Origin of the sequence: Paenibacillus motobuensis (assembly GCF_039521865.1) — a bacterium.
Lineage (GTDB): Bacteria > Bacillota > Bacilli > Paenibacillales > Paenibacillaceae > Fontibacillus > Fontibacillus motobuensis.
Genome location: NZ_BAAACX010000018.1, coordinates 193664 through 219405, shown reverse-complemented (window position 1 = coordinate 219405; position 25742 = coordinate 193664). Strand labels below are relative to the sequence as shown.

Annotated in this window: 16 protein-coding genes; 10 read left to right on the top strand and 6 right to left on the bottom strand. The window is 45.8% G+C overall.

The window, feature by feature from the left end:
* Positions 1 to 217: 217 nt before the first annotated feature.
* Both ABD014_RS20355 and ABD014_RS20350 read left to right on the top strand, forming a co-directional pair.
* Entirely contained in the window at positions 218 to 1348 is a 1131-nt protein-coding gene (locus ABD014_RS20355; protein ID WP_343864275.1) for a response regulator, read from the top strand.
* 307 nt (positions 1349 to 1655) lie between these two features.
* Entirely contained in the window at positions 1656 to 6188 is a 4533-nt protein-coding gene (locus ABD014_RS20350) for a collagen binding domain-containing protein (protein ID WP_343864273.1), read from the top strand.
* 95 nt (positions 6189 to 6283) lie between these two features.
* On the opposite strand, the gene ABD014_RS20345 is transcribed toward ABD014_RS20350, so the two are convergent.
* Positions 6284 to 6622, bottom strand: a complete 339-nt coding sequence (locus ABD014_RS20345) for a DsrE family protein (protein WP_343864271.1) — start codon at positions 6620 to 6622, stop codon at positions 6284 to 6286.
* Positions 6623 to 6829: 207 nt separating this feature from the next.
* Here ABD014_RS20345 and ABD014_RS20340 point away from each other — a divergent pair, with 207 nt between their 5' ends.
* Positions 6830 to 7603 carry a Cof-type HAD-IIB family hydrolase gene (locus ABD014_RS20340; RefSeq protein WP_343864269.1) on the top strand — a complete coding sequence of 258 codons (774 nt, stop codon included), beginning with the start codon at positions 6830 to 6832 and terminating at the stop codon, positions 7601 to 7603.
* Between the two features lie 127 nt (positions 7604 to 7730).
* Here ABD014_RS20340 and ABD014_RS20335 read toward each other — a convergent pair whose 3' ends face one another.
* The 3 genes from ABD014_RS20335 to ABD014_RS20325 form a co-directional block, all read right to left on the bottom strand.
* Entirely contained in the window at positions 7731 to 9023 is a 1293-nt protein-coding gene (locus ABD014_RS20335; protein ID WP_343864267.1) for an ABC transporter substrate-binding protein, read from the bottom strand.
* A 127-nt stretch (positions 9024 to 9150) separates the two neighbouring features.
* Positions 9151 to 9987, bottom strand: a complete 837-nt coding sequence (locus ABD014_RS20330; protein ID WP_343864265.1) for a carbohydrate ABC transporter permease — start codon at positions 9985 to 9987, stop codon at positions 9151 to 9153.
* Positions 9987 to 10871, bottom strand: a complete 885-nt coding sequence (locus tag ABD014_RS20325; RefSeq protein WP_343864263.1) for a carbohydrate ABC transporter permease — start codon at positions 10869 to 10871, stop codon at positions 9987 to 9989. Before ABD014_RS20325 ends, ABD014_RS20330 begins: the two co-directional genes overlap by 1 nt.
* A gap of 386 nt (positions 10872 to 11257) precedes the next feature.
* On the opposite strand from ABD014_RS20325, the gene ABD014_RS20320 reads away from it, so the two are divergent.
* Entirely contained in the window at positions 11258 to 13057 is a 1800-nt protein-coding gene (locus tag ABD014_RS20320; RefSeq protein ID WP_343864261.1) for a cache domain-containing sensor histidine kinase, read from the top strand.
* Positions 13038 to 14651 (top strand): response regulator, encoded by a 1614-nt coding sequence (locus ABD014_RS20315; RefSeq protein ID WP_343864259.1) that lies wholly within the window; start codon positions 13038 to 13040, stop codon positions 14649 to 14651. The genes ABD014_RS20320 and ABD014_RS20315 overlap by 20 nt, the downstream gene beginning before the upstream one ends.
* Positions 14652 to 14731: 80 nt before the next feature.
* On the opposite strand, the gene ABD014_RS20310 is transcribed toward ABD014_RS20315, so the two are convergent.
* Positions 14732 to 18028 (bottom strand): chitinase N-terminal domain-containing protein, encoded by a 3297-nt coding sequence (locus ABD014_RS20310; RefSeq protein ID WP_343864533.1) that lies wholly within the window; start codon positions 18026 to 18028, stop codon positions 14732 to 14734.
* A 197-nt stretch (positions 18029 to 18225) separates the two neighbouring features.
* Positions 18226 to 19092, bottom strand: coding sequence for an alpha/beta hydrolase (locus tag ABD014_RS20305; RefSeq protein WP_343864257.1), 867 nt, complete (start codon positions 19090 to 19092; stop codon positions 18226 to 18228).
* Positions 19093 to 19411: 319 nt separating this feature from the next.
* Between ABD014_RS20305 and ABD014_RS20300 the strand changes: the two genes are divergently transcribed.
* The 5 genes from ABD014_RS20300 (at position 19412) to allD (ending at position 25732) form a co-directional block, all read left to right on the top strand.
* The gene (locus ABD014_RS20300; protein WP_343864255.1) at positions 19412 to 21094 is read left to right on the top strand and encodes a PucR family transcriptional regulator; all 1683 of its coding nucleotides are present in this window, start codon (positions 19412 to 19414) and stop codon (positions 21092 to 21094) included.
* Between the two features lie 179 nt (positions 21095 to 21273).
* Positions 21274 to 22506 carry an allantoate deiminase gene (allC, locus tag ABD014_RS20295; protein WP_343864253.1) on the top strand — a complete coding sequence of 411 codons (1233 nt, stop codon included), beginning with the start codon at positions 21274 to 21276 and terminating at the stop codon, positions 22504 to 22506.
* Between the two features lie 60 nt (positions 22507 to 22566).
* Positions 22567 to 23820 carry an MFS transporter gene (locus ABD014_RS20290; RefSeq protein WP_343864251.1) on the top strand — a complete coding sequence of 418 codons (1254 nt, stop codon included), beginning with the start codon at positions 22567 to 22569 and terminating at the stop codon, positions 23818 to 23820.
* 38 nt (positions 23821 to 23858) lie between these two features.
* Positions 23859 to 24623 (top strand): (S)-ureidoglycine aminohydrolase, encoded by a 765-nt coding sequence (gene allE, locus ABD014_RS20285; protein WP_343864249.1) that lies wholly within the window; start codon positions 23859 to 23861, stop codon positions 24621 to 24623.
* A 59-nt stretch (positions 24624 to 24682) separates the two neighbouring features.
* Complete coding sequence (gene allD, locus ABD014_RS20280) at positions 24683 to 25732, top strand: ureidoglycolate dehydrogenase (RefSeq protein WP_343864247.1); 1050 nt, start codon at positions 24683 to 24685, stop codon at positions 25730 to 25732.
* Positions 25733 to 25742 lie beyond the last annotated feature (10 nt).

Genomic DNA, 25742 nt, shown 5'->3' with positions numbered 1-25742 from the left:
CAGGAAATCATCAGTCAGCATGATATCTATTTAATTTAACCATACACCGATTGACGCCATAGGAGCAATCCTCGGATGGGAGTTGATTACTGCTAATCACTGAGCCTAACATGGTGATAGATTAATTACCTATCGATTAAATCTGCTTTGGACATACGGACATGCGCTTGTTAGAATGGAGGAAGCATTGATTAGAGGTGCAGGGAGAGAGATGGGAATGAAGGTAATTATCGTAGACGATGAAAGCCTTGCTATATTTAAAATGGAGAAGTTGCTGAAGGAACAGACCGTGGTCAAGGATATAGAAATCATCGGTTCCTATATGAATCCCCAGGAAGCTCTTGAATTGGCCCAACGACAATTTCTACAGTTGGCTTTCCTGGATATTGAGATGCCGGAGATCAATGGCTTTGAATTGGCCAATCAACTGCTGAATATCCAGCCGCATATTCAAATCGTATTCACCACCGCCTTTCAGGAATATGCCTTGAAGGCCTTTGAGATCAACGCGCTCGACTATTTATTGAAGCCCGTAAGTCAGGATAGATTAATCATCACCCTACAACGCATAGCATCTTCCTTACAAGTCTCTGCCGGCACGAAGACCGCCGGGTCGATCCAGCTTAACTGCCTACAGAGTATCCATTACATTGACGCTAATGGAGCAACGCAGTATTTTGCCTGGAGAACACTGAAAGCACCGGAGTTATTCGCTTATTTGCTCTATCACCATGATAAGATCGTGTCCAAGCAAGACTTGATCGACTTGTTATGGCCGGAATACGATATTGAGAAGTCAACCGCGCAATTACATACAGCAATATATCAGATTCGCAAGGTGCTCAAGGAAGCAAAGATTGAGCTCGAGATTAAGTATAAGGATAGCGGGTACAGTCTGTTGTTAGGGGACCAGCGATTAGATGTTGAGGCCTGGGAATCCCAGGTGAATCAAGCTCCGCCAGTCTCAACCGAGACTATAGAACAGCATTTATTAATTCTGGGGCTGTACCAAGGAGATTATCTCGCAGACCATCGCTATGCATGGGCTGAATACGAGCAGGAACGTCTTCGCTTAGTCTGGCTGGCCCATATTAAGCAGATCGCTGAGTTCTATTTACATAGGGCAATGTATACTGAGGCGATATCACTATACCAGAGAATCGTAGATAAATTACCCCATATGGAGGATGGCTATTTCGGATTAATGCAAATCTATTCGACATTAAATCATCAAGTTGAAGTCAGGAAGATGTTTCAGATCCTCACTGACAAGCTGCGGGAGGAATTCGATGTTGCCCCGAGCAAAGAGTTAATAGATTGGTATTCGAAATATAGTAGATCAATATAGTATCTTAACCTTAATTTGAGCGATGTGGTTCCCACCAAGGGGAATGACATCGCTTTTGTTTTTTTATAAGACAAATATTTAGAAAATATTCAGTGACCTATTTTATAGTAATTTAGATAAGCATCGACCTGAATCGACATCGTTTTTGGGGTACCCGCACTTCCTGTAGGCGTAATCCACGAAGTAATATCTGCCGCTTATTAGGATACAGGTCCAGCAAGGGAGGTAGATTGTGAGTTTATCGAGATACTTAGCCTTAGCGTGATTCAGAACCATACAAATTAAGAAGAGGTGAAATCACTTAACTATGAAGAAGTTCAGAAGACCATTATTTTTATTTCTAGCTATAATTCTAATGCTGAATATCGTACTCCCTTCTTCAATCACTCGTGCTGAGGGTGAGACCGAAGATGCTATAGTCACTCAAGAGAGTGTGACAGATGATGTATATGGCAAGACCGCGCTCCTTGGCACTGGAATTGAGATTACAGAGAATCTGATTACAGGTGTTAAAATTTATAACCAGCAGCCCATTGTTGAAGATGACGGAACGATTATTGTACAGGGTAAAGAAATCCAGGATGTTCGGCCTAAACCTTCTGATGAAGTAGCCATTATCTATGACTGGTCTTTACCGGATGATCGGCATGCATACGACGATGGATCAACCTACACTTTTTCTCTTCCCGGGGAGTTCGCCATACCGTATGAACTAAAAGGCGACTTGACTGGCGGCGTTGGAAAATATGTCGTTTCTGAAAACAAACAAGTTATCTTTACATTTAACGATCAAATTCGTGGAAATCAACTACACGGGCAATTCTTCGTATGGCTGTCATTTGATCAATCCAAGCTTGGAGAAAGTCTGCAGCATAAGATTGACTTCAGTTCTGTTGGTCAGCAGGATATCACGGTGAATTTTGCCAACACTGCCGATAATAAGCTTAAGAAATCAGGTGTCGCCAACAAAAATAAATTCAACTCCGATGAAATCGAGTGGACGATCGAGTTCAACCAACGAGAGCAAGAGATCAAAGGTGCCAAGCTCACGGATAAACTTGGAGATGGCTTGGAGATCAAAGGTGACATTACGATCACTGAGATGGAAGTTCTCTTAAATGGAACCTTAAAGGAAACTAATAATGTAAGAACTGAGACTGCATTCCCTATTGATCTAGGGGATATTAATAAAGCCTATAGAGTAACTTACAAGACAAGCGTTGAAGCTCCAACAGTAGAACCGTTTGAAAAAAGACCTTTCACGAACACCGCTACACTCACCGGAGATAACGGATACTCGGAAAGTATACCAAGCAGCATAGAAATAAGTTTCAATGAACCTCTGAACAAAAGGGCTGGGGAACCTGCTCCTATTGGCTCCAAGTGGATCGTCGATTGGTCTATCGAATATAACTATAACCAGCAAAAGATAAGCAAGCCTATTATTGAGGACACGTTTGGACCGTCAAACGGGGTCCATCTCAAACTAGTTAATGACAAAGTGAATGTATACAAAGTTGACATTGATGATAATGGCAACGCTACTCGTGATGCTCTAATCAACGAGAGCGAATACGATTTGAAAATCTTAAAAGATGCCTCTGGATTCGAAACAGGTTTCACTTTAGAGTTTAATAACGAGATCACCGAGGCTTATGTCATCGAATATCAGACGGAAATAACGGAGCGTATTTACAGCGGTCAATATGTTAACAACTCCGTGACTTTCGGAACAATAACAAAATCAGATCATAAATGGCTTAATGAACGGATCTTCAAAAAGAATGTAATACGTGAGGATTTTAATAAAAAGGAGATTGAATGGGAGCTTGTTCTTAATGAAGATAAGTTCGAAATGTCCAAAATTGAAATCCAAGACGATTACGCGGGCAGACATATGGCGCTGCTCGAAGATAGTATCAGAGTTGATGGACAGGAATTAAATCATTCTCCTTTTAAGCTGGTGCAGTCGAATGATTATAGCCAAGGATTCACACTTGAACTCAAGAGTGGAGAAACAATCAAAGATACAGTAACCATCACTTATGTAACATCATTTGATCCTAAAGCGGGCAAACCGGAAGAAGGGCTATATAAAAACATAGCAACAATGACATGGACAGATATAAATGGCCAGAAAAGTCTTGCAAAAGAAGCCACTGTAACACCTCAGGACTATACCAATAACAACGGTAGAAAAACGGGCGAATATCGCGCTAAAGACAAGGCGATTACGTGGACGATTATTGCCAATTACAATCTATTTGATGTGAAGGATGCGATCATCACCGACTCCTTAAAGGGAAATCAGACTTATATAGCAGATTCCTTCGAAATTAATAAGCTTATTCTAAATACTTCGAATAATCAAGTATCTCTAGGCGATTCTGTTACAGATTATCAGCTCGACCTAGCTACTGATGGCAAAAGCTTCGAATTGAAGCTAGGCAACATTGGCGAAGTGGCCTATCAAATCAAATATAAAACGAGCCTTAATGGCGACTTCAAGGTTGAAGGTGAGTATTCCAATAGTGCAGCGCTATTTGATGGAAATACGGAGCGCTTTAGTCAAGAAGCTACAGTGACACCTGAACACGGCGGCAAACTGCTCTATAAAACAGGAGCCCAGGTCAACAAAACCGATAGAGCCTTGTGGACAGTTACTATGAATCCTAGCCAATCTTATATTCCAGCGGGTTCCGAATTAACAGATACCTTATCTGACAATCAGATTTTATTAGCCGATTCTTTGAAGCTGTATGAAACGAATCTTCCTGCCAACAACTCTGGAAATATTCAGAAAGGAGCTCAGCTTAATAAAGATGGCAATAATGACAATGACTTCTTTAAGCTGGAGGCTGAAGGGAATACCATCACTCTCACATTCAAGAAGGAATTAAAGACAGCATATATTCTTGAATATGAATCATTTATTAATACGGATACTGGCCAAAGACTCAAGAATAAAGCCGAATTTTCCGGTATATCAATCTCGTTCATCGGTGAAGGCAATGAGGAAGGCATTAAAGTTTCCCTCGCCGGAGCAGGTGGAGGAGCCTCTACCGGTACAGGAAAACTGAAAGTTCTGAAGGTAGATGATTTGAACCATCCAATTAAAGATGTTGTATTCGAGCTATGGAACGCATCGAGCACTACTTTACTTGAGACACTTATAACTGACGAGAATGGCGAAGCCGAGACAGCTAGAAATTACCGACTCAACAGTACCGATGGCTTGCCCTATATTTTAAAAGAAGTTTCTACCCCTAGCGGTTATATTAAAGACCCTGAATATGCTATCGGAAAAACGATCTACTTCAAAGATTCTGACGAGCCATTTAAGGTTGTTAATGAGATTATTCGCCAAGGGTTCGAATTAACGAAGGTGGACTCTGTCGATTCCACCAAGACCTTAAAAGGGGCAAAATTCGTATTAAATCAAATCACTAGCAGTTTTCCAAATGGTACTCCTATCGATGTTCTAGAAACAGATGATAGCGGCAAAATTGCAAAAGGTGATTTAGAGCCAGGGAAATATCAACTGGTTGAAATCAAGGCTCCGGAATTTTATGAATTAGATTCGACACCTATCACCTTCGACATTGTCGAAAATCAAACCGTAATCGAAGCATTAACTAAATCTAACGTATGGGGTTCCAACGCAAAACTAATCGTAACCAAAGTGAATGCCAAAGATCAGTCGGCTATTGAAGGCGTTGAATTCGAGCTTCGCGACAGCTCCGATACGCTTGTCGGTCAAGGCGTTACCGATAAGGACGGCCTAATCGTGTTTGAGAATCTGAAATACGGCAACTATACGCTGGTTGAGACCAAGGCCGATGGCTTCGTCATTGAGCAGGCTGAGACCGCGGTATCCATTATTCAGCCGGAGACAAACCAGACGATTGAGAATAAGGAGAACGACCGCTCCGTTAAGTTAACCAAATACGACTCTGGTAAAAATCTAAAGCTCCAGGGCGCCGTTTTCGAGTTATGGGAGCAATCGATTCTCTTTGATCAGGAAGGAAACTATCTATATCAAAAAGTTGCGGATATCGATGAGTCCAAACTGACAACAGATAAATATGGAGAGCTTTTCTTAGATAACCTGAAGCCGAACAAATATCAGCTCATCGAAGTCAAAGCACCTGCAGGGTTCTTATTGGATAAGACACCGGTACCATTTGAAATTACGGATAAACAGACAGAAACTGTGTTCGTAGAGAAGATAAACAATAGAATACCAACCACCGGTGGTGGGAATGGCGGCGGCGGTGGCGGGGGTACTCCTCCAGTGGATCCGAATCCGACTCCTAAGCCTCCAGTAGATCCGGACAAGGAAGTTGGTCCTGGTGAGAATCCGGATCCGACTGATCCGACTCAGCCTGTGGATCCAACACCGGGAGTTCCAGATCCTAAGCCTGAACCGGAGAAGACAACTAAGCCAACGGATAAGGTGCCAGCCACAAATAAGACACCGATCAAAGGCAAGGTTGAAGTTCCTAAGAACAGCACGCCGAAAATTAGCGAGAAACCTAAGAACGGCAAAGTTACGGTAGACTCCAAAGGAAATTGGGTATACACGCCGGATAAAGGCTACGTAGGCCCAGATTCTTTTAAGATCAAGGTTACAGATGCGCTAGGGAACGAGGTTGAATATACAGTAGACGTTGATGTCCTGCCAAGTGAAGAGGGCGCGTCAACGAAAGGGAACTCCGGGAAGATGCTCCCTAAGACGGGCGAGTCCAGCCTTCTCCCTATCCAATTGACGGGTCTGGCACTGATTGCCCTTGGTATCTTCCTCTATTTCTTGAGAAGGAAGCAATTGCAGCATAAATAGAAATCTGCATTGAACGTTCTAAATAGCAAAGAACCAGCAGCCTCTGGGCTCTGGTTCTTTGCTATTTTTCTATGATATCGTATCATCCTGGAATGCTACGCGATTGTGACAACTTCGTATTTTTCAGCAAGTTCCATGAAATATCCCATACTCGACACTTTCCCGGCCACTAGCTTATCGTGAATTTTATAGTAGTCAACGCAGGTTCCACAAGCAAGTACAGGAACCCCCTTATCCTCAAGCTCCTTCAAATGCAGGGATGCAAAGGATTGCTCCGTTAATGCCAGCACCCCCCGATTCACGCAAAATACCGCTGCAGGCAGAGCCTCGCGCTGCTTCAACAGATTTACATAAGTCTCTAGCAGCTGCGCTCCAAGCTCCTTATCTCCATCCCCAAGACTATCCGTCGTCAGAAAAATAACTTTATTGTTCATGCTTTTCATCCTTTCATGAATCGGTCATCTATTAGATAATTGTACTATATCTATATAACCACAGTCCGTGCACATTTATACTGCACTACAAATATTGAAGTATACATAATATGAATCCGCTTGTCTCCAACTTGCCACCTATTCAAGCGGATGGTATATTACGACCATATTAATAGAGAGAATTCAGAAGATGGGAGAAACGAATGAATGGACTATAAAATCGCCTTTTTTGATATTGACGGTACGCTAGTGAACGACGAGAAGAAGATCCCGCAGGATACCATCGAGGCGATCGCCGAGGTCAAACGACGTGGGGTTGAACCGGTTATCGCTACAGGCAGAGCGCCATATTTCTTTGAAAAGCTGGCCCAGCAGTTGGCTATCGATTCCTATGTTAGTCTGAACGGTGGATATGTGGTATACCGAGGAAAGCCTATCTTCCAACACCCGATACCACGTACCGATGTAGAAGCACTGGTTAAGCTTTCGGCAGAGAATCGCCATTCCCTTGTATTTGAGGGAAGTTCCGCCTTCTATGCGAATAGTGATATTGATTCTTCTGTTCAGGCTGCTGTTCAGTCGCTCAAAGTGGATCCTCCAGGTTACGACCCAGACTTCTGGACCAAAGAAGACATCTATCAAGTATTCCTCCACTGCGAGGAGTCTGACGAACACTTATATCAAGAGCATATTCCCGGACTGCGTTATATCCGTTGGCATAAATCTGCTATGGACGTCCTGCCCGCCGATTCCTCTAAAGCCAAGGGAATCAACGCAATGCTACGTCTTCTGAATCTTACACTGGAAGAGTCAATCGCCTTCGGCGATGGCCTGAATGATATAGAGATGCTGGCCACAGTAGGTCTTGGCATCGCGATGGGAAATGCCCATCAGGACCTGATCCCATATGCGAACTATGTAACTACCCATGTTGATGATCGTGGTATCCTCAACGGCCTAAAGTACGCACAAATTTTATAACGAAATTACGAGTCAAAAAACTGCATTTTTGCAGGAATTTTGTCTGTCGAGTGAGTATCTCGTAAAAAAGAGGCTGCCTCCCGATGTGAACTGTACGATCTAGGAAAGGCAACCTCTTATATAAATTTTATTTCTTCAAGCTGTCCCAAGTTTGCTGTAGACCTTCAAGCATTTGATCCTTGTTGGACTTGCCAGCAATATACGCCTGAATTTGGCTGCCGAACTCGTTCATCGCACCGTCCGGATACTTGTTGAATTCCCAGCTAAGTGTCTTGCCTGCCTGGCTATAGCTCATAATATCGTTACCGAGTTGACCGAGCGAATCGCCAGCAGGAATGCTCTTGAATGCAGGGATGAATTTGAAATCATCGGTGATATATTTTCTGCCCTTCTCAGAGGTTACGAGCCAGTTCAGGAACTCCTTCGCTTCATCTTTAACAGCAGAGTTCTTGTTCACAACCCAGTTGTTAGGTACGCCGACGGGAAGCTTGTCATTCTTCTCCGCATCATCATTGATTGGCATCGGCAAGAAACCGATGTTCAGATCAGGATTGATGCCGTCAATCTGAACTTGAGTCCAGTTGCCTTGCTGCGTCATAGCTGCTTCGCCGTTGGCAAATGCAGTAACTTCGGTATTATAATCTGTCGTTAACGGATTCTTCATGCCGTATTTCACCGTCAGGTCGAGTAATTTTACCCATTCATCAAACACTTTATTGCCAGGGATTTTAGCTGTACCATCATTCAATCCTGTAATGAATGTGTTAGGATCGTCCTGTTGGGCAAAGGCGATGTTCAGAGCATGGTTGCCAAGCACCCAGCCTTCCATGTAGCCATTCACGAACGGAGTAATGCCGGCTTCCTGCAATTTCTGGCACGCTGCTTCCAATTCAGACAATGTCTTTGGTGTTTCTGTGATTCCAGCTTTAGCGAACAAGTCCTTGTTATAAATGAAACCGTAGCCTTCAACGTTCATCGGTTGACCATAGAGCTTGCCATCCTTGGTCATCGGTTCCTTCGCTACATCAGTAACATCAGATACCCACGGCTGGTCAGACAGATCTTCCAGATTATTGAACCAGGTGTCCAAATCCTGATAGCCGCCAACATTAAAGATATCAGGCTCATCATTTCCTGCAAATTTTGCCTTCAGAGCAGCCCCATAGTCAGAACCCCCGCCTACCGTTTGAATATCCAGCTTGATACCTGGATGATCTGCTTCATAATCCGCTTTCAATTTATTTAGGGCTTCAGCAATCTCTACTTTGAACTGGAATATTTTAATCGTCTTTGTACCACTACCTGCTGCCGTATTGCTTCCCTTATCTGCGGCACTATTCTCTTCTTTCTTACCGCAGCCAGCCATAATGACCGAGAAAGCAAGCAATGTGATTAACGCTAACTTACCGTATCTTTTCATTTTGAATCCTCCCTTTTTATGCTTGTCCTTCATTTATGAAAACTCTTACTTGTTTAGTATAAAAAGTATCTTTAAACAATTATAGGTACTATATTGATGCAACAGGGAGATGAAATTGACCACCTTATTATCCCTTAACCGCACCTGCTGTAATTCCCTCCACGATATATTTCTGCATGGCCAGAAAAAATACAATAATGGGCAAGATGCCTAGAACGAGTGCCGGAAGCGCCAGGTCCCATTGCTTCGTGTACTGTCCAAAGAACGCAAACGTAGCAATCGGGATCGTACGCAGTTGCGGTGATTGGAGAATCAGCGATGGCAAAAGATAGTCATTCCAGATCCAAAGTGTATTCAGAATAATAACGGTTACGAACATCGGCTTCAACAATGGAAGAACTATACGGATGAACACTCCATATACGTTTGAACCGTCCACCGTGGCTGCTTCTTCAATTTCTAACGGAATCGATTTAATAAATCCATGGAATAAGAACACAGACAACGGAATCCCAAAGCCCAGATAACAAACAATTAATCCGGGAATGCTGTCACTAAGGCCAATCGAAGAGGTTACCTTCACCAGCGGAATCATAATCGATTGAAATGGAATAACCATTGCCGCAACATAAAGAGTAAACAGGATACGGTTGAACTTGATATCACGGCGTACCATTTGGTAAGCAGCCATGGCGCTGAATAGAGCCAGGAGCACATTACTGAATACAGTAATGATCAGTGAATTGGTGAAGGCAGCTGGAAATTTCGTAATGTTCCAAGCGCGTGTATAGTTGCTCCACTCAAAGGTAGCAGGCCAGCTCGCCGCATTGGTCAATAGATCACCAAAGGTTTTAAGCGAGTTCACGAACAGGAAATAAAAAGGAACTAGGAAGATCAAGGCGATGATAATCAAGACCAGCTCGAGCAGGTAGTTGCTAAAATGTCTTCTGGCAGCCGTCTTCATTAAGCCTCGACCTCCTTGCTCTTTGTAAATTTAACTTGCAGACTGGTAATAACCGCTACAACAATGAAGAATATAACTGCCTTGGCGGTACCGAGACCAAGTCGGTTATTCGCGAACGCCTCATTATAAATATTCATCGCCACCGATTCTGTTGAGCCAAACGGTCCGCCCTTGGTGAGCGAGAGGTTCAAATCGAACATCTTGAACGACCAGGAAATAGCCAGGAACAGACAGACAGTAATAGCCGGCATAACGAGCGGTATGATGATATTCTTTAGTACCTGTCCCCGGCTGGCGCCATCAATCTCAGCAGCTTCAAGAATATCCTTCGGCACGTTATTGAAGGATGAAATATAAATAACCATCAAATAACCTGCTGTCTGCCAGACAAATACAATAACGATAGCCCAGAAGGCTGTATTCTCTGTACCAAGCCACGGAAGTGTAAAAAGATTGAACTGGGTTGCATCGCCGATCGACGCAAATCCTTTGATGAAGATAAATTGCCAGATAAAGCCAAGCAGCAGCCCGCCAATTACGTTAGGCATGAAAAATATGGTGCGCAGCGCATTGCGTGTCTTGAGTGGCTTGGTCAACAAGTAGCCAAGAAGGAATCCAAGCAGATTGGTTAGCACTACGCCAAGTATGGTGAACTTGGTTGTAAACCAGAAAGCCGCTTTAAATTTCGAGTCATCCATAAATATTTGTCTATAATTATTAAACCCTACGAATTCAATATGGCTTGCTCCGACCCCGTTCCAATTGGTAAAAGAATAATATATTCCGAGGATAAACGGAACAAGCATAATAAGGATGAAGAAGAAAGCCGACGGCCCGACAAAGATGATTTGTTGGAGCAATCGCGAACCCTTGGTGCGATTCATCCTTGTTTCCCCCTTTTCTAGAGATCCTATAGTACGTGTACAAAAAGGCCGGTTTTCAGCACCGAAGCTTATGCTTCCGATGTGCGTTTTTTTAAAACGCTGCTGTTGGATGAAGCCAGGGACAGAGGAGCGGAGCTACAAGTTCTCATAGAAAACGACTTCGTAAGCATTTGCTAGGCCCGGCTGAATTCAAGATTCGATGTCGAGTTACTTCTTGATTGACTTCGTGATCAAAAGTGGACTTTTTGAACAACCTCAATTAGTGTGTAAAGTTAGTATGCGATAGATGACAAATAAAAGTAATGGAGAATCCTGAACCGTTTGGAGTAAAATATTGACCATCGTTCCTGCCAGATGTTTATATTAACTGACCTGAGGTGAGCATATTGAAGTTCCGCAGTATCCGAACGCGATTGATTCAGTTCATGCTGTTCGCGACGATTATTCCACTAACTCTATCGTTGGTTATTACACTGCTGCATACCCGAGAGTCGGTCAAAGAGCAGACCGTTAACGAGAATATTCGCTTGATTTATCAAGGCAAGACCAATCTCGACAATTATTTAAGCGGCATTAACCGGGCTTCTCTCTCGGTATATTCAGATCAGCACTTTCTAAGGAACCTTGCGCTCCGACCTAACGACTATATGGTGTTATCGGAAATCTACACGACTCTTCAGTCCATTCAAGTGACCACACCAGATATTCATCAAGTATATCTGCATAACAATTTGACTAATCAGTCCACCCTGATTACCAGCAGTTCGCCGCAAAGAGCATACCGTTCTGAAGCCTATCGGAACATCGAGCAATTTGGACAAGGCGTCACAGCGATTGAATCCGTTCATCCGCTTCATTCCTACGGATTCCCTACATCGCCATCCAACTATACCGACCGTAAAGTTATTACGTTATATCGTTCGATCGTCAATGTCCCAGACACCAAGCAACTCGCTCTATTGGCCATCGATATAAAGCTGGACGGGATCGACGCGATTTGCGACCAACTCTATGAGAACAGCTCGGAGAATCTGTATCTGATCGATGATAGAGGAAATGTCATCTATAGCCAAAATGAAGAAGAAATCGGCGGCCCCATGCCTAACTCCAAGATCATAAGCATGATAAAACAACATGGGGAGCAAGGATATTTCGATGATACGGATGCCATGAATATTTTTGAAAGATTAGATACCAGCTTTGCATCCTGGATTCTGGTCAAACAGATACCACATACAACGCTGTATCAGCAATCCAATCAATTAGTAAGCATTAACGCTATAATAGCCGTTTTGGCACTGTTCACAGTAATTATTGGAACTCTGTTCATATCGATTCGCATTACACGCCCGATCAAGCAGCTTACGAACTATATAAATGTCGTGCAAGCCGGTAATCTTGACGTAGATATCCAGGTGACTAGCACCGATGAAATCGGTATTCTCTCACGACGCTTCCGGCAAATGATGGACACCATTAACAACCTGATTCTGAAGGAATATCGACTGGAATTGGCTAACAAGACCAATCAATTGAAGGCGCTGCAGGCTCAGATTGACCCGCATTTCCTGTATAATTCATTGCAATCCATAGGTACCTTGGCGCTGCATCACAAAGTGCCCCGAATTTATAAACTGTTATCCTCACTAGCCAGCATCATGCGCTACAACATGAGAACTGGTGAAGCGATGGTTACACTTGGAGACGAAGTCAAGCATCTAGAACTGTACCTTGACTTACAGAAGGAGAGATTTGGGGATCAGTTGGAGGTTGAGTGGAACATTGACCCAGATAGTCTGTCGTGCCGGGTACCGAAGATGATTCTGCAGCCGATTGCCGAGAACTATTTCAAGCATGGAATGGAGCTATATCAGGAAGCCGGGAAGCTGTCTATAGCAACCCATAGAGTGGATGACCAGAGGGTCACAATTGTCATTAAAAATAATGGAGCCTCCATTGAACTTGCCAGATTGTCGGAATTGCAGAGCATGTTACAGCAGACAGGTGAGAATAGTGATCTAGAGGATGGTGAATCGATCGGCTTGAGAAATGTGCTGATGCGACTGCAGCTATACTCGGACAATCGGTCATCGCTGTCTATTGGGAATTTACAGCCACACGGAATTATCGTCACCTTAGAAATTATTACTTTGGGGAGAGATACACATGAAGGCACTGATCGTTGATGACGAACTGCATGTTAGAGACGCAATTAATCTGCTTGCTAATTGGCAAAAACATGGTATAACCGAAGTACTTCAGGCTTCTAACGGGGAGGAGGCCATGGACATCATCGAGCGATATTCGCCACAAATCGTTATGACGGATATGCGGATGCCCCGCAAGGATGGTTGTGAACTGCTCTCATGGCTTCAAGCCCACCGTCCCGATATCAAAGCACTAGTCATAAGCGGGTATGATGACTTCCAATTGGTACGCCATGCTATCCGCCATGGGGGATTGGACTATATTCTGAAGCCGGTGGAACCCGGGGCACTAGATGAAGCGTTAAATAAGGCGGTATCCGCCTGGCGCAATGAGGAGCAGAGCCGACAGCAAGTAACCCGCCTCAATATTGAAATGAATCAAATGAAGCCTTTATATGATGATCAACTTCTGACCGATCTGGTAACGGGTCATAACACTGGCAAGCACTTACTGGTTGAGCTTCAGGAGCGTTCCTTGATCCCGGCCTCGATAACTTATTGTACAGCCGCTGTCCTCAGCAATGCCCATTTTGACGAGCAGCTGCAGCAGAAGTTCCGCAACCGCCGCCATTTACTGGATTTTGCGCTGATTAATATATGCAGCGAGTTGTTGAAGAATACAGGCATTGCCTTCCGTAACCTGGATAAACCTGGTGAGATTGTTATTTTATATTGGGGGCAATCAAGACCGTTGAATGCGGTCCTAGAGGACATTAACTCTGGGATGAACAATACACTCCATCGCCGAGCGCACTTTGGGATAAGCAAACGCGAGGTGATTATCACTGAGATTCCGCGTGCATACGCCGAAGCAACCGATGCTCTATGGAGTCGCGATCTGCTTAACAGCGAATCATATATTCATGAAGAGGCCCCCCGTGACCATGCCGGGATTCATTCTTTAAGAAATACACCGCAAGAGGAGAAGTTCCGTCTTGCCGCATTCAGCGGAGCAGCCGAACAAATGGAATCAGCAGCACAGCAATGGATTGATGAAATATTTACATCCCGATCACTCTCTCTGAAGCAGCTCCTGGAATGGATTAAAGAATGGGACTCCATGCCAAGGCATTGGTCTGAGCAGGATACCGCCAGCAACCACAAGGCGATTGACAACAGTGAAGTCGAGCTTCCTTCTATCTCTTTGCCGCTAAATGAATACGGTCTTCTGGACCGGGAGTACTGGAGAAGACAGATCGTCAGCAGACTCTTGGCCGCTTCCAGAATGCTGATTCATGCACATTCCAAAGATATTCATATTATTCATGATATCGCTAAGTACTTGGAGCAGCATTACAGTGAGGAAATCTCGCTGCAGGACATCTCCTCTCGCTTCTTCCTTAGTCGAGAATACATTTCCCGCAAATTCAAGCAGGAGTTCGGCGTTACAGTACTCGACTACCTGAGCAGCATCCGCATTGAGAAGGCCAAGCTACTGCTCATGAATCCTCACCTGCGTATTATTCAGGTGGCTGAGATGGTTGGCTATCACGATGAGAAATACTTCAGCAAAGTATTCAAGAAGCTCGAAGGTCGCACTCCAAATGATTATAGGAAAGAGTATATTTTGTAGTATGTAAGCCTTTGGGCAAAATAAGGGAGTGGCAGCGGCCACTCCCTTTAACTGACTACTCTATTATTTACGTCTTTCCCCTACTTCGTTACACGAACCACAATGGTCTCGCTGGAGGTGACACCTGCGGCGTTCACCAGTTCAGCGCGGTATTCGTAGGTTCCGATTGCTTTATTAGTTACCTTGGTAACACCCCGTTGCGCGGAAGGTGTGTTGATCGATAAAGTCTGCGTATCGACCAATACCCCATTCTCGTAGAGGTGATACTCCGAACCATTCGTTCCCCACCACATGTTCATCGATACCATATAGTTGCCATCTCCATCCCAATTGTCGTGTGACAGAACCGGCTTGCCAGGGGAGGCATCGGTAACTACTACGGTCAGCGGCTGGGACTTCGTGATACCTTGTGAATTAATCAGCTCTGCCGTGTAGACGTAAGTTCCGTTCGGCCTGCCAGTAATATCTACACTTATAGACTGAGCTGATGGGGAGGCATCCTTTAATTCTTTTGTGCTAATCAGTACGCCATTCTCATATAGCTTGAACTCCGTGCCGTTATTGCCCCACCATAAATTCATTGTGATCTTATAATTTCCATCCCGCAATCCATTTGCACGGCCACTCGTGTCAGACAATACAGGAGTACCTGGAGCACCGTTCGCAAGCGGCTTACCTACTTGGAAAGTAATACTCTTCTCCGTTACATTTCCCGCCAAGTCTGCTACCGCATATTTCACAGTATGAGCGCCCACACCAAGGTCCTTCGCGTATACTGTTTGTCCACTTTGAATTTCTTTTCCATCTACCCACAACTGCTGCGTAGCTACCCCGGAACCTGTATCCGAGCTAACCAGCTCAAATTTCAGCACATCCTGTTCCAGTACGTCGCCTACGGCTTTCCCCGATTGGGTTAGAACAGCCAAAGGCGCGGTCAAATCCACTTTGACTTCAATCGACTTGGCTTCTTCTACAAGACCATCCGTACCAACTGAATAATAACGAACCGTGTTGATTCCTTCGGTAGTGATAGACACAGGCCCTGTATAGACAGCTTCTGTCCCACCATTAATTGCATATTTTGTAGTTACTTCGCTGGATCCCTGATTATCAGCAGTCAGAGTAAGAACAACACTCCGATTGAACCAGCCATGATCGTTAGGTGATTCGGACAGTGAAGCTGTAGTCACCGGTGGTACAGCGACTTCAGCTAGCGAGATATCACTCGCTCCCCGGAGCTTCAATTGATATACACCTTTAAAAATAGAGGAAATCCCCCGCATATCCACAGTCTGGCCTTCCTTATAAGGGAAATCCGCTAGCTGTAAGCCTGTTCTTGCATCAACACGGACATGATTGCTGATGCCGTCGCTTACCGCATCAAATTCAAAGGACCCTGCCGGTGAAGCAGTGATAATGTTGCGAATCGTAGCCTTTTTCAATTCGACCAGTTGACCTTGATTATCGGCATTTACGGAAGCGGCCTGCTTCGGCACAGGCAGTTCTGCCGTTCCAACCTTCTCGATCGCAATTGGATCGGACAACTCTAGCTCCGTATTGTACAGCGCAAGAGGCGCGGTAATCTTAATAACATCTCCCTGATGGAAGCCGCTGGTGCTCTGAAATACGTAAATACCTCCGGTCGCATCTTGCATGTAGAAGGCTTGTCCGCCATACACGCCCGGTTCAGTCGTAATCGTACCTTGCAGCGTAACAAGGCTTCCTTCCGACTTGCTCCTTCCTTCCGCGATCGTACTCAATGCCGGAATCTGGTTAGGGTCTCCTTCCTCCGGAAGCGGTTCGGCAGGTACATCTGCCAATGATACCGACGTAGTCAACAAATTATTTCCATTCTGTCTTAGACGAAGATTGGCGGCCCCTGCTGTACCTGGCTTAATGCGAACCGTCATATCCTTATATCCACGGCCTTGACTGTTCGAAGTCACACTAAACGTCTCGCTATATCCATAAGCTGATGGCCAGCTTCCATTTGCATTCTGAACCTTGGCCACCTGTGTACCGCCAGTCAGATAAATCCCGACACTCAAGCCTGACACTGTGGAGTTAGCCGGCAGATGATCTACCGCAACGCGGACCTGGAAGTCCTGTGCGTTCGGAAGAACCGCTTGATGTACGAACGAATAGGTTGCATTCGCCGTCGCCGCTGGTCCACCATACGAACCTGGTTTGAATGTCGATGAATCCCACCACTTATAGCCAGCAGCTGGAGCAGACCATGGTTCAGCCTGTGGCTCGGTTGAAGCGGCAGGTGTCTCGAACGGAAGCAATTCTGTCTTCGTATCAAGCTGCAAATTGTCCACTTGATCAAGACTCGTATAGCTCTCCTGCTTCGACAGCCAATCCACCAAGTTCAAGAGCAGCGTTGCATCATCTTGCTCCTTGAAGCCGTCATAAGTCGTCTTCTTGGTTCCTGTCTCTTCACGCAGATATTTCGGCGAGGCATCCTCTACAGGCGAGGAATCCCCAATGAATGCTGCCTTGCCCGTGCCGAGCTTGGATACGGCAACATACGGGCCTTCAGCCTTGCCCCCGCCATTATAGACACCTTGATCCACCGCACTAGCCCAGGCATCCTTCGTCTTCGGCAGGTAGACAATCCCTTTTGCCTTATTCGGATCGATGATCGCCAATGTTGAACCGGCATGCATTGCTACCGTGGATACTCCTTGCGTAATGCCAAAGGCTTGGTTCGGCGCAACAATATCATTAGCCGTAATATCGCCAAGTGCATTATAGCGGAAGCGTACGCCAAAGTTGTCCGCGAGCCAGTCAGAGCTAACGACTCCTTGCATCGCTGCTGAATTTTTCTCCTCTGCGCTCATTCCCTTCGCAGGATCTTCCCAAGCTCCACGGCGATACCCGTTGATAGACTCCGATCCGTCCCAACGATTCTTATTACGGTCTGCATTATAATGGTCGCCGATGAAGAAGATACTGCCTCCTGCTTCAACGTATTGCTTCATCGCCTGCTGCTCGCTCTGCTTAAATGGAATGTTAGGCTCGGCAACGACGAACACCGAGTAATTGCTCAGATCGCTATAAGTCAATGAAGTAGACTTGCGAAGCTCCATCACATCATAGCCACGATTAGCCAACGCATTACCGAAATCCGAGAAGCCGCCATCGATGACCCAATCCGCAGCACCTGACGTTTGACCGTGTGTGTTGTCGAAGAGCACTTTTTTTCCGACATTCTCATTAATGACCTTGGCCGCAATAAACGGCGCAGGATCGCTCGGTCCTTCTGCATGAGCAGACGGAACCTCTTGACCTAATCCCAATTGAATCGATAGTGCTAATGATAGAGCAATCCCTGACTTTACCCATTTGGAGATGACTCCATATAATTTGTTCATCATCTTCCTCCCCATTGTTAATGACTTGTACAACATATTCATTCTAACATTGGAATATTATAGGAAGGCAAGATAATGTTTGTATTTATGTAAAATAGATAGATTATAGATCTGAGAGAACCACAAAAAAACCGAGAGAGACAGGCATTGGGCCAGTTCCCTCCGGTTTCACTTATAAGATAGGGATGTATATTATTTTACAATAAATGATCTCGCAAAAATTGCAGTTCCTTGTCCAAAACTTGCCGAACACTCTCTTTATCCTTTTGCAAATCAAATAAATGATCCTCACCAGGCAGCGTAATCAGCGTATGAGCGACTCCCGCATGTTCCAAACGCTCTGCCATCCGGACCGACTCCGTATAAGGCACATCATTGTCCTGGTCCCCATGCAATAGCAGCGTTGGCGGATATTGTGCAGTTACAGCTTCCACTGGACAGAGTGCTTCCAGTTCTGCTTGATCCCATTCAGGGTCCAACCCTGTGACCTCTTGAACCCAAGTTCCTTGTTGACGGCAATATAAATAAAGACCGAATCTTTGCTGAACAGAAGCTTCCGTAAGCACTTCCCCTGCGATCAATTGATCAGCCAGCTTACGGGGAACAATCGGCTTCTGCAGATAATGCGAGCTTGCCCCAGTGGCCCAGACTGCCCGGATATCGCCATAGCCATAGAAGGAAACAACTGCCCTCAGCTTCGGTTCCCTTGCTCCAGCGAGAAGCGCCAGGTATCCGCCTGCCGAATGGCCCACTACACCGATGGAGGATGGCTCAATTCCAAGCTCTGCAGAAGCATCGCTCTGCAGCCAGTGAATGGCATCAAGAATATCCTCAGCAATAGCCGTGAGTCTCGTCTCTGGCGCTAGCCGATAGTCCATGGAGAATACGTGGAATCCGGCCGTATTATACCGCTCTATCTGATCCTTTGGAATCTCTCCCCTTGAACCAAAGATGAAGCCGCCCCCGTGAATATAGACGACAACAGGCGAACTTGCTGGACCAGCACTATAGAAATCTCCTAATAAACGCACATCCCCAACTGTTTTGTAGCAAACCGTTTTCACCCTTTTTCCCCTTTCCCGCTTGGAATTTCATGATGATACATTTAGCCGCCCTTAAGACTTCCGGATTCGTATCTTTATATTACTGGCTTTATATGTCACGTTCAACAGCTTATCCAACCGGCAGGAGTTCGAACCGTACATGTCGAAAATCAGAGAGTTAGAAAAAGCTTGGCTATGCATCCCCCGATATGAGCATCATAAATTAAGATTGATAATTCCCCAGATTAGATCCCCGTCTTCTACTAAGATGGGGATTATTTAATGCTTTAAATTCAAGATAACTAATTTTACATAATTCGCTTCAGAAGGAGACGTGAATATGGAATTTAGAGTCGAGCATGTATTGAGAATGAAAGGATTGCATAATGCCGAGGTCCTTGGAGGCAAAGCTGGTCTGTCCAATGTAATCCGAGGCATCACAATTATGGAAGCCCCCGACATCGCCGACTGGCTGAAGGGAGGAGAAATGCTGCTGACCAGCCTCTATCCGATTCTCAATTATACAGAGGAAGAGCAGCGTGTATTCATACAGCGCTTGGCTGATAAGGGAGTCAGTGCTCTCATGATCAAGAATCACCGCTTTGTCAAGAATATTCCCGATGTCATCGTAAAGACGGGTGAAAAGACAGCTCTGCCCATTATTCAAATTCCCGAGAGCATTCCTTATGTTGATGTCCTCTACCCGGTGATGGAGGAACTATTCAATACCCAGGTCATGAAGCTTAAATATTTCAAAGATGTGCATGACCGCTTCACGACACTATCCTTAACCGACGCAGGGCTGGAACCTATCATTGCGACACTGCAATCGTTGATCGGCAATCCCGTTGCCCTCTATGATCGCAATTTCGCCTGCATGATCTCCGATTCTCTCTCCGCAGTCCCTATTGAGAATGAAGTGGCAGATACCGAGAGAGAGAAGATCTTCGAGACTAAATTTCCTTATTTCTGGAGAAAGACGCAAATATTAGAGCCGGCAGTCAAGACGGTCGATCAAGTCGTCGTTCCGATTCGAACCGTGAATCGCATCAAGGTGCATCTGGTCGTTACTGAAGCCTTGAAGCCGCTGGAAGAACTCGATTTTATCGCGATAGAAAATGCAGCTACGGCCTTGTCCCTCGAGTTAGTTAAGCAGTTCGCCGTTGCGGAAGTAGAGCGAGAATACAAGAACGATATCATCGACGACCTGCTTGCCGGTAAAGCTCAAATGCTGGAGACAGTCTATCATCGAGCTAACCTGATTGGTTGGGATCTGGAGCGTTCTTATTCGGTCCTGTTATTTCATGTAAAAGAAGAGTTCTCCTCGCTAGGCGATAAAGAGATGGAAAAGCCCAAAAAGTCTCGCATGCTGAAGAGCAAAGCCTTCACTTATTTGCATGATGCGATTCGCTCCACCTTCTTTGACGGCATCATGCGCAGTCGCAGCGATATGATTATCCTGCTTCTACCGGTGGAATCACTGAAGTCCAAGAGCAAGGACTGGCTAATGTCGACCAAGAAAAAGGCACACAAGATTCAAGAAACCATCCACATGAAGACGACAGATATTATTGTTCAGGTCGGTATTGGTAGCGTGGCGGAAACGGCGATGGATATCTCGGGGAGCTATCAGGAGGCACAGGAGGCCCTGGAACTCGGGGCCATGCTCTTCGGTGACGAAGCGGTTACTGCCTTCTCCGAGCTTGGCCTGTTCCGGCTGCTCTGCCAATTCCCGGACCCGTCCTTACTCACCTCCTTCATTCCCGCTCCGCTGTGTAAATTAATGGAGAGCAAAAATGCGATCAAGAGCGATCTGATTCATACACTCGATGTGTTCCTGCAGCATAATCAAAACGCGGCCAAAGCCGCCCAGGATCTGTTCGTCCATTACAAGACCGTTATGTACAGGCTGGAACGAATCAAAGAAATCACCGACATGGATTTCGAAGATCCAGAGGAAATGTTGGAAACCAGAGTCGGCCTGAAAATTTTAAATTTGTTAAAAAAAGAAGGTTTCAACTAAAAAATTAAATAGGCGCATGCCTGTTTTTTACCCAAAGTGGATAAAACGTCCGTCGGACTTTTATCCACTTCTGTTAATGATCTCATTTTAGTAAGCGTTTACAATTTTAATGTAAGAAATAATCTTCACTGATTTAAGCTCAGTAAACACTTTTCATCAACTAGAAAGGAACGATGGGCATGACAGAATTAAGCAATGATATCACGCAGCTGCTGGAATGGCTCGGATATTTCGGTAATGACCCTGAAGGGGGAGTAACCCGGCTGCTCTACACCAAAGAGTGGTTAGAAGCCCAAAAGGCTCTGGAACATTGGATGAATACCGAAGGCTTCGACGTTCACTTCGATGAGGTCGGCAATTTGTTCGGAGGCCTGAAAGGAACGAAGTATCCGAATGAGACGATCATGACCGGCTCGCACGTGGATACAGTGTGCAATGGCGGCTTATACGACGGACAATTTGGGATTGTCGCCGGCCTGCTCGCCCTGAAGTATTTGAAAGAAACCTACGGGCAGCCATTGCGCAATTTGCAGCTCGTATCGATGGCTGAGGAAGAAGGAAGCCGATTCCCTTATGCCTTCTGGGGCTCCAAAAATATAGTGGGAACAGCAAGGCGCGAAGACGTAGAGAATATCTCCGATTTTGACGGTATTGCATTCGTGGACGCGATGAGAGACTGCGGCTTTCATTTCCGTAATGATTCAGCCCCTATTCGCCAGGATCTGAAAGCGTTTGTAGAGATTCATATCGAGCAAGGCAGCGTGCTGGAGAAGGAAGGCAAGTCGGTTGGAGTTGTCAACAACATTGTAGGGCAGCGCAGGTTCACGGTGGAAGTGACCGGTGAAGCCAACCATGCGGGTACGACACCGATGGGATACCGCAAGGATGCTGTCCAGGCTGCCAGCGCCATGATCTGTGACGTCATGAATCGGGCCCGTGTGCACGGAGACCCTTTAGTAGCTACAGTAGGCAAAATCGAGGTTAAACCAAATGTAGTCAACGTCGTTCCCGGACATGCCCTTTTCACATTGGATATCCGCCATACCGAGAAAAGCATGCTGGTTCAATTCACTGAAGAGATAACTGCTGCCTTGAATCAGATCGCGAAGGACATGAACGTAGGACTCAACATCGATATGTGGATGGACGCGGACCCCGTACCGATGGATACACGCATCGTAGAAGTCATTGAACAGCAATGTAAGGAGCTCGGCTTGAACTACAAGCTGATGCATAGCGGAGCAGGACATGATTCGCAAATCTTAGCCGGTCTGGCCCCGACAGCAATGATCTTCGTGCCAAGCAAAGACGGAATTAGCCACAATCCGGCGGAATATACCGATCCACACGATTTGGCTGAGGGGGTTAAGGCTCTGATCGGCACCTTATATAAGCTGGCATACGAAGAATAGAACACTACTCAGGCAAGCAGCAGCATCCCGAGCCCTTCACTATTAAGGAGGATACAAGAGATGAACAAACAAGCCTCAACGAATCCAAAAGGCGGAATGGAGTATTGGAAGAAGATTGTTATCCTATTCTGTCTTGGATGGACGGTCATCTGGATTTACAGAACTGTGCTGAATCCCATCTTACCTGAAATCAAAGTACAACTCGGAATCGAATCCGATGCAAGCATGGGTCTTATCTCCAGTCTATTCTTCCTGGCCTATACCTCCATGCAGATTCCTTCCGGCTTCCTGGCTGATAAATTCGGCAGAAAAATCATGCTGATCCCAGGATTTTTAATCTTCGCATTCGGGGCCTTCACGGTCGGAGTTGCCCCTTCCCTGTTGTTCCTGCTTGTCGGCAGCTTCCTCGCAGGCCTTGGACAAGGAACCTATTACGGACCAGCATACTCGATCTCCTCATCCTCTATACCGGATGAGAAACGGAGCTTCTCCACAGCTATCATCAACAGTGGCTCAGCCCTGGGAATGGCGATCGGATATATCGGTTCCTCGTATTTGGTCAAAGGGCTGGGTTGGGACTGGAGACCGCTTCTCTTTGTCACAACTGCCCTGATTATTGTCGTTGCCATCGCATTCGGCAAAGTAATTAAGGATAAAAAGCCGGAGTCTGTAGCGAAAGCCAGCAAGGAGACAGATGCTGGAGACAAGGCAACACTCAAGACACTATTTGGCGACATTCGAATGATCTCGGCTTATGTGATCTACTTCGCCATCTGTTACGGCTATTACATGATTGTGACCTGGCTGCCGAGCTATCTGCAGATGGAGAGAGGCTTCCAAGGCGCCGCTATTGGCTTCGCCTCGGCACTGGTCGCGTTTGCCTCTGTCCCTGGCGCCCTGCTGTTCAGCAAGCTGTCCGACAAATTCAAGAACAGAAAGATTATGGTCGTCATTATTTTACAGATCATTGCCGCATTAACCCTATATCTGACGGTTGCCATTCAAAATAATAATTTGCTAATCCTATTCCTAATTATGTACGGATTCTTCGGCAAGCTGGCCGTGGATCCGATCATGATCTCCTATGTAGCAGACATTGCGCCTAAGCAAGGCTACAGTACTACATTTGGCGTATTCAACTTCTTCGGCATGATGTCCTCTGTCATTGCTCCGTTCGTCACGGGAGTGATCTCCGACGCTACGGGAAGCAAGATTCTGGGCTTCTACCTGGCCATTGCCATCATTATCGTCGGAACCGCGTTCCTGTTCATGGCCAATATGATCAAGCGCACCAAAGCGCAAACCAGGCACTAATTCATCACTATACTCGATAAATAAAGGAGAGAATCTCAATGGGATACCCAACTGATCTATTATCTAGCCGCTCTATCATTAAACATGGCAAGTATGCCTTAATTGCTTCCGAAGGTCTTGTCAATAACGTAGTTCCCGGCTTTGAGAACTGCTCTATATCCATTTTGGCTACACCGAAGCTTGGAGCAAGCTTTGTAGATTATATAGTAACCATGCATCAAGGGGGCGTGAACAAGGACGGCTTCGGCGGACAAGAGCATATCGAGACTTTCGTCTATGTGCTAGAAGGTGAAGTCAAGGCCTCTGCTGATAACGAGACTTATACACTGACTAGCGGCGGCTTCCTCTACTGCCCTCCTGGAATAACGATGTTTCTTGAGAACCTGAAAGATGGCGACAGCAGATTGTTCCTGTACAAGCAGAAACATAAACCGCTGAAGGATCTGAAGCCATGGGTCGTAACTGGCAACTCGAATGATATTCCCGAAGTCGATTATGACGGCATGACTGATATGCGGATTCAGGATTTGCTGCCGAAAGAGCTTGCTTTTGATATGAACTTCCATATCCTTACCTTTGATCCCGGCGCCTGCCATCCATTCATCGAGACGCATGTACAGGAACACGGAGCTTATCTGCTCTCCGGAGAAGGAATCTACAATCTGGACAATGAGTGGATCCCTGTCAAGAAAGGCGACTATATCTTCATGGGCCCTTATGTACAGCAAGCCTGCTATGCCGTCGGCCGCGAGAAGCTCGCTTACGTCTATTCCAAAGACTGCAACCGGGATGCAGACCTCTAGCTTGCCGCATACCGCGGATGACCTATCGTATATAACCTAACTGAACAGAGGTGTTGAAGTTGAGAATAAGCCGATCCGAATTAAATCAACTGATTGCTGTGAAGCTGCACAAAGCGGGCCTGTCGAAGGAGCATGCCGACGGAGTAGCAGACGTCCTGGTCCATGCCGATATTAGAGGCATTCATTCCCATGGCGCCATGAGAGTGGAATATTATGCGGAACGAATCGCCAAAGGCGGAATAAATACAGCGCCTAATTTCAAATATGAAGTTACCGGTCCCAGCACAGCTGTATTTGATGGGGACAACGGGGTAGGCCATGTGGCTGCCAAGCAAGCGATGGATGAAGCGATCCAAATGGCAAAGACCAGTGGTATAGCAGCCGTTGGTGTCCGTAGAATCGGTCATAGCGGTGCCCTGTCCTATTTTGTACGACAGGCTGCCAAAGCCGGAATGGTTGGCATCTCCGTATGTCAATCCGATCCGATGGTCGTTCCCTTCGGTGGTTCAGAGCCTTATTACGGGACGAACCCGATTGCATTCGCTGCTCCAAGCAGTGATGATCGTCTTCTTACCTTGGATATGGCCACAACCGTGCAGGCGTGGGGTAAAATTCTGCACGCCAGATCCCGAAATGAATCGATTCCTGATTCATGGGCCGTGGATAAGGAAGGACATCCGACGACGGATCCCTTCAAAGTGAATGCCTTGCTTCCCATCGCCGGTCCTAAGGGATATGGGCTGATGATGATGGTAGATGTGCTGTCAGGTATTCTGCTTGGCCTTCCCTTCGGGAATAAGGTGTCATCGATGTACCATAATCTGACCGAATACCGTAATCTGGGACAGTTCCATCTCGTCATCAATCCTGCATTTTTTACAGACCCTGTTGTATTTAGACAGCATATTTCGCAGACCATGGATGAATTGAACCAGATTAAGCCGGCTCCGGGCTTCGAGCAAGTGCTATTCCCGGGACAGAATAATGATCTGATTCAAGAAGAGTACGAACGAAATGGCATCGAGATTGTTGATGAGATTTATGAATATCTAGTATCCGATACGGTCCATCGCAATCAATACGACCACAAAGATCCGTTTGCCAAATGATCTAGATGGC

Bases quoted from the DNA above. Each gene is read 5' to 3' on its own strand.
- ABD014_RS20355 (WP_343864275.1), top strand. From the start codon at position 218: ATGAAGGTAATTATCGTAGACGATGAAAGCCTTGCTATATTTAAAATG.
- ABD014_RS20350 (WP_343864273.1), top strand. From the start codon at position 1,656: ATGAAGAAGTTCAGAAGACCATTATTTTTATTTCTAGCTATAATTCTA.
- ABD014_RS20345 (WP_343864271.1), bottom strand. From the start codon at position 6,622: ATGAACAATAAAGTTATTTTTCTGACGACGGATAGTCTTGGGGATGGA.
- ABD014_RS20340 (WP_343864269.1), top strand. From the start codon at position 6,830: ATGGACTATAAAATCGCCTTTTTTGATATTGACGGTACGCTAGTGAAC.
- ABD014_RS20335 (WP_343864267.1), bottom strand. From the start codon at position 9,023: ATGAAAAGATACGGTAAGTTAGCGTTAATCACATTGCTTGCTTTCTCG.
- ABD014_RS20330 (WP_343864265.1), bottom strand. From the start codon at position 9,987: ATGAAGACGGCTGCCAGAAGACATTTTAGCAACTACCTGCTCGAGCTG.
- ABD014_RS20325 (WP_343864263.1), bottom strand. From the start codon at position 10,871: ATGAATCGCACCAAGGGTTCGCGATTGCTCCAACAAATCATCTTTGTC.
- ABD014_RS20315 (WP_343864259.1), top strand. From the start codon at position 13,038: ATGAAGGCACTGATCGTTGATGACGAACTGCATGTTAGAGACGCAATT.
- ABD014_RS20310 (WP_343864533.1), bottom strand. From the start codon at position 18,028: ATGAACAAATTATATGGAGTCATCTCCAAATGGGTAAAGTCAGGGATT.
- ABD014_RS20300 (WP_343864255.1), top strand. From the start codon at position 19,412: ATGGAATTTAGAGTCGAGCATGTATTGAGAATGAAAGGATTGCATAAT.
- allC (WP_343864253.1), top strand. From the start codon at position 21,274: ATGACAGAATTAAGCAATGATATCACGCAGCTGCTGGAATGGCTCGGA.
- ABD014_RS20290 (WP_343864251.1), top strand. From the start codon at position 22,567: ATGAACAAACAAGCCTCAACGAATCCAAAAGGCGGAATGGAGTATTGG.
- allE (WP_343864249.1), top strand. From the start codon at position 23,859: ATGGGATACCCAACTGATCTATTATCTAGCCGCTCTATCATTAAACAT.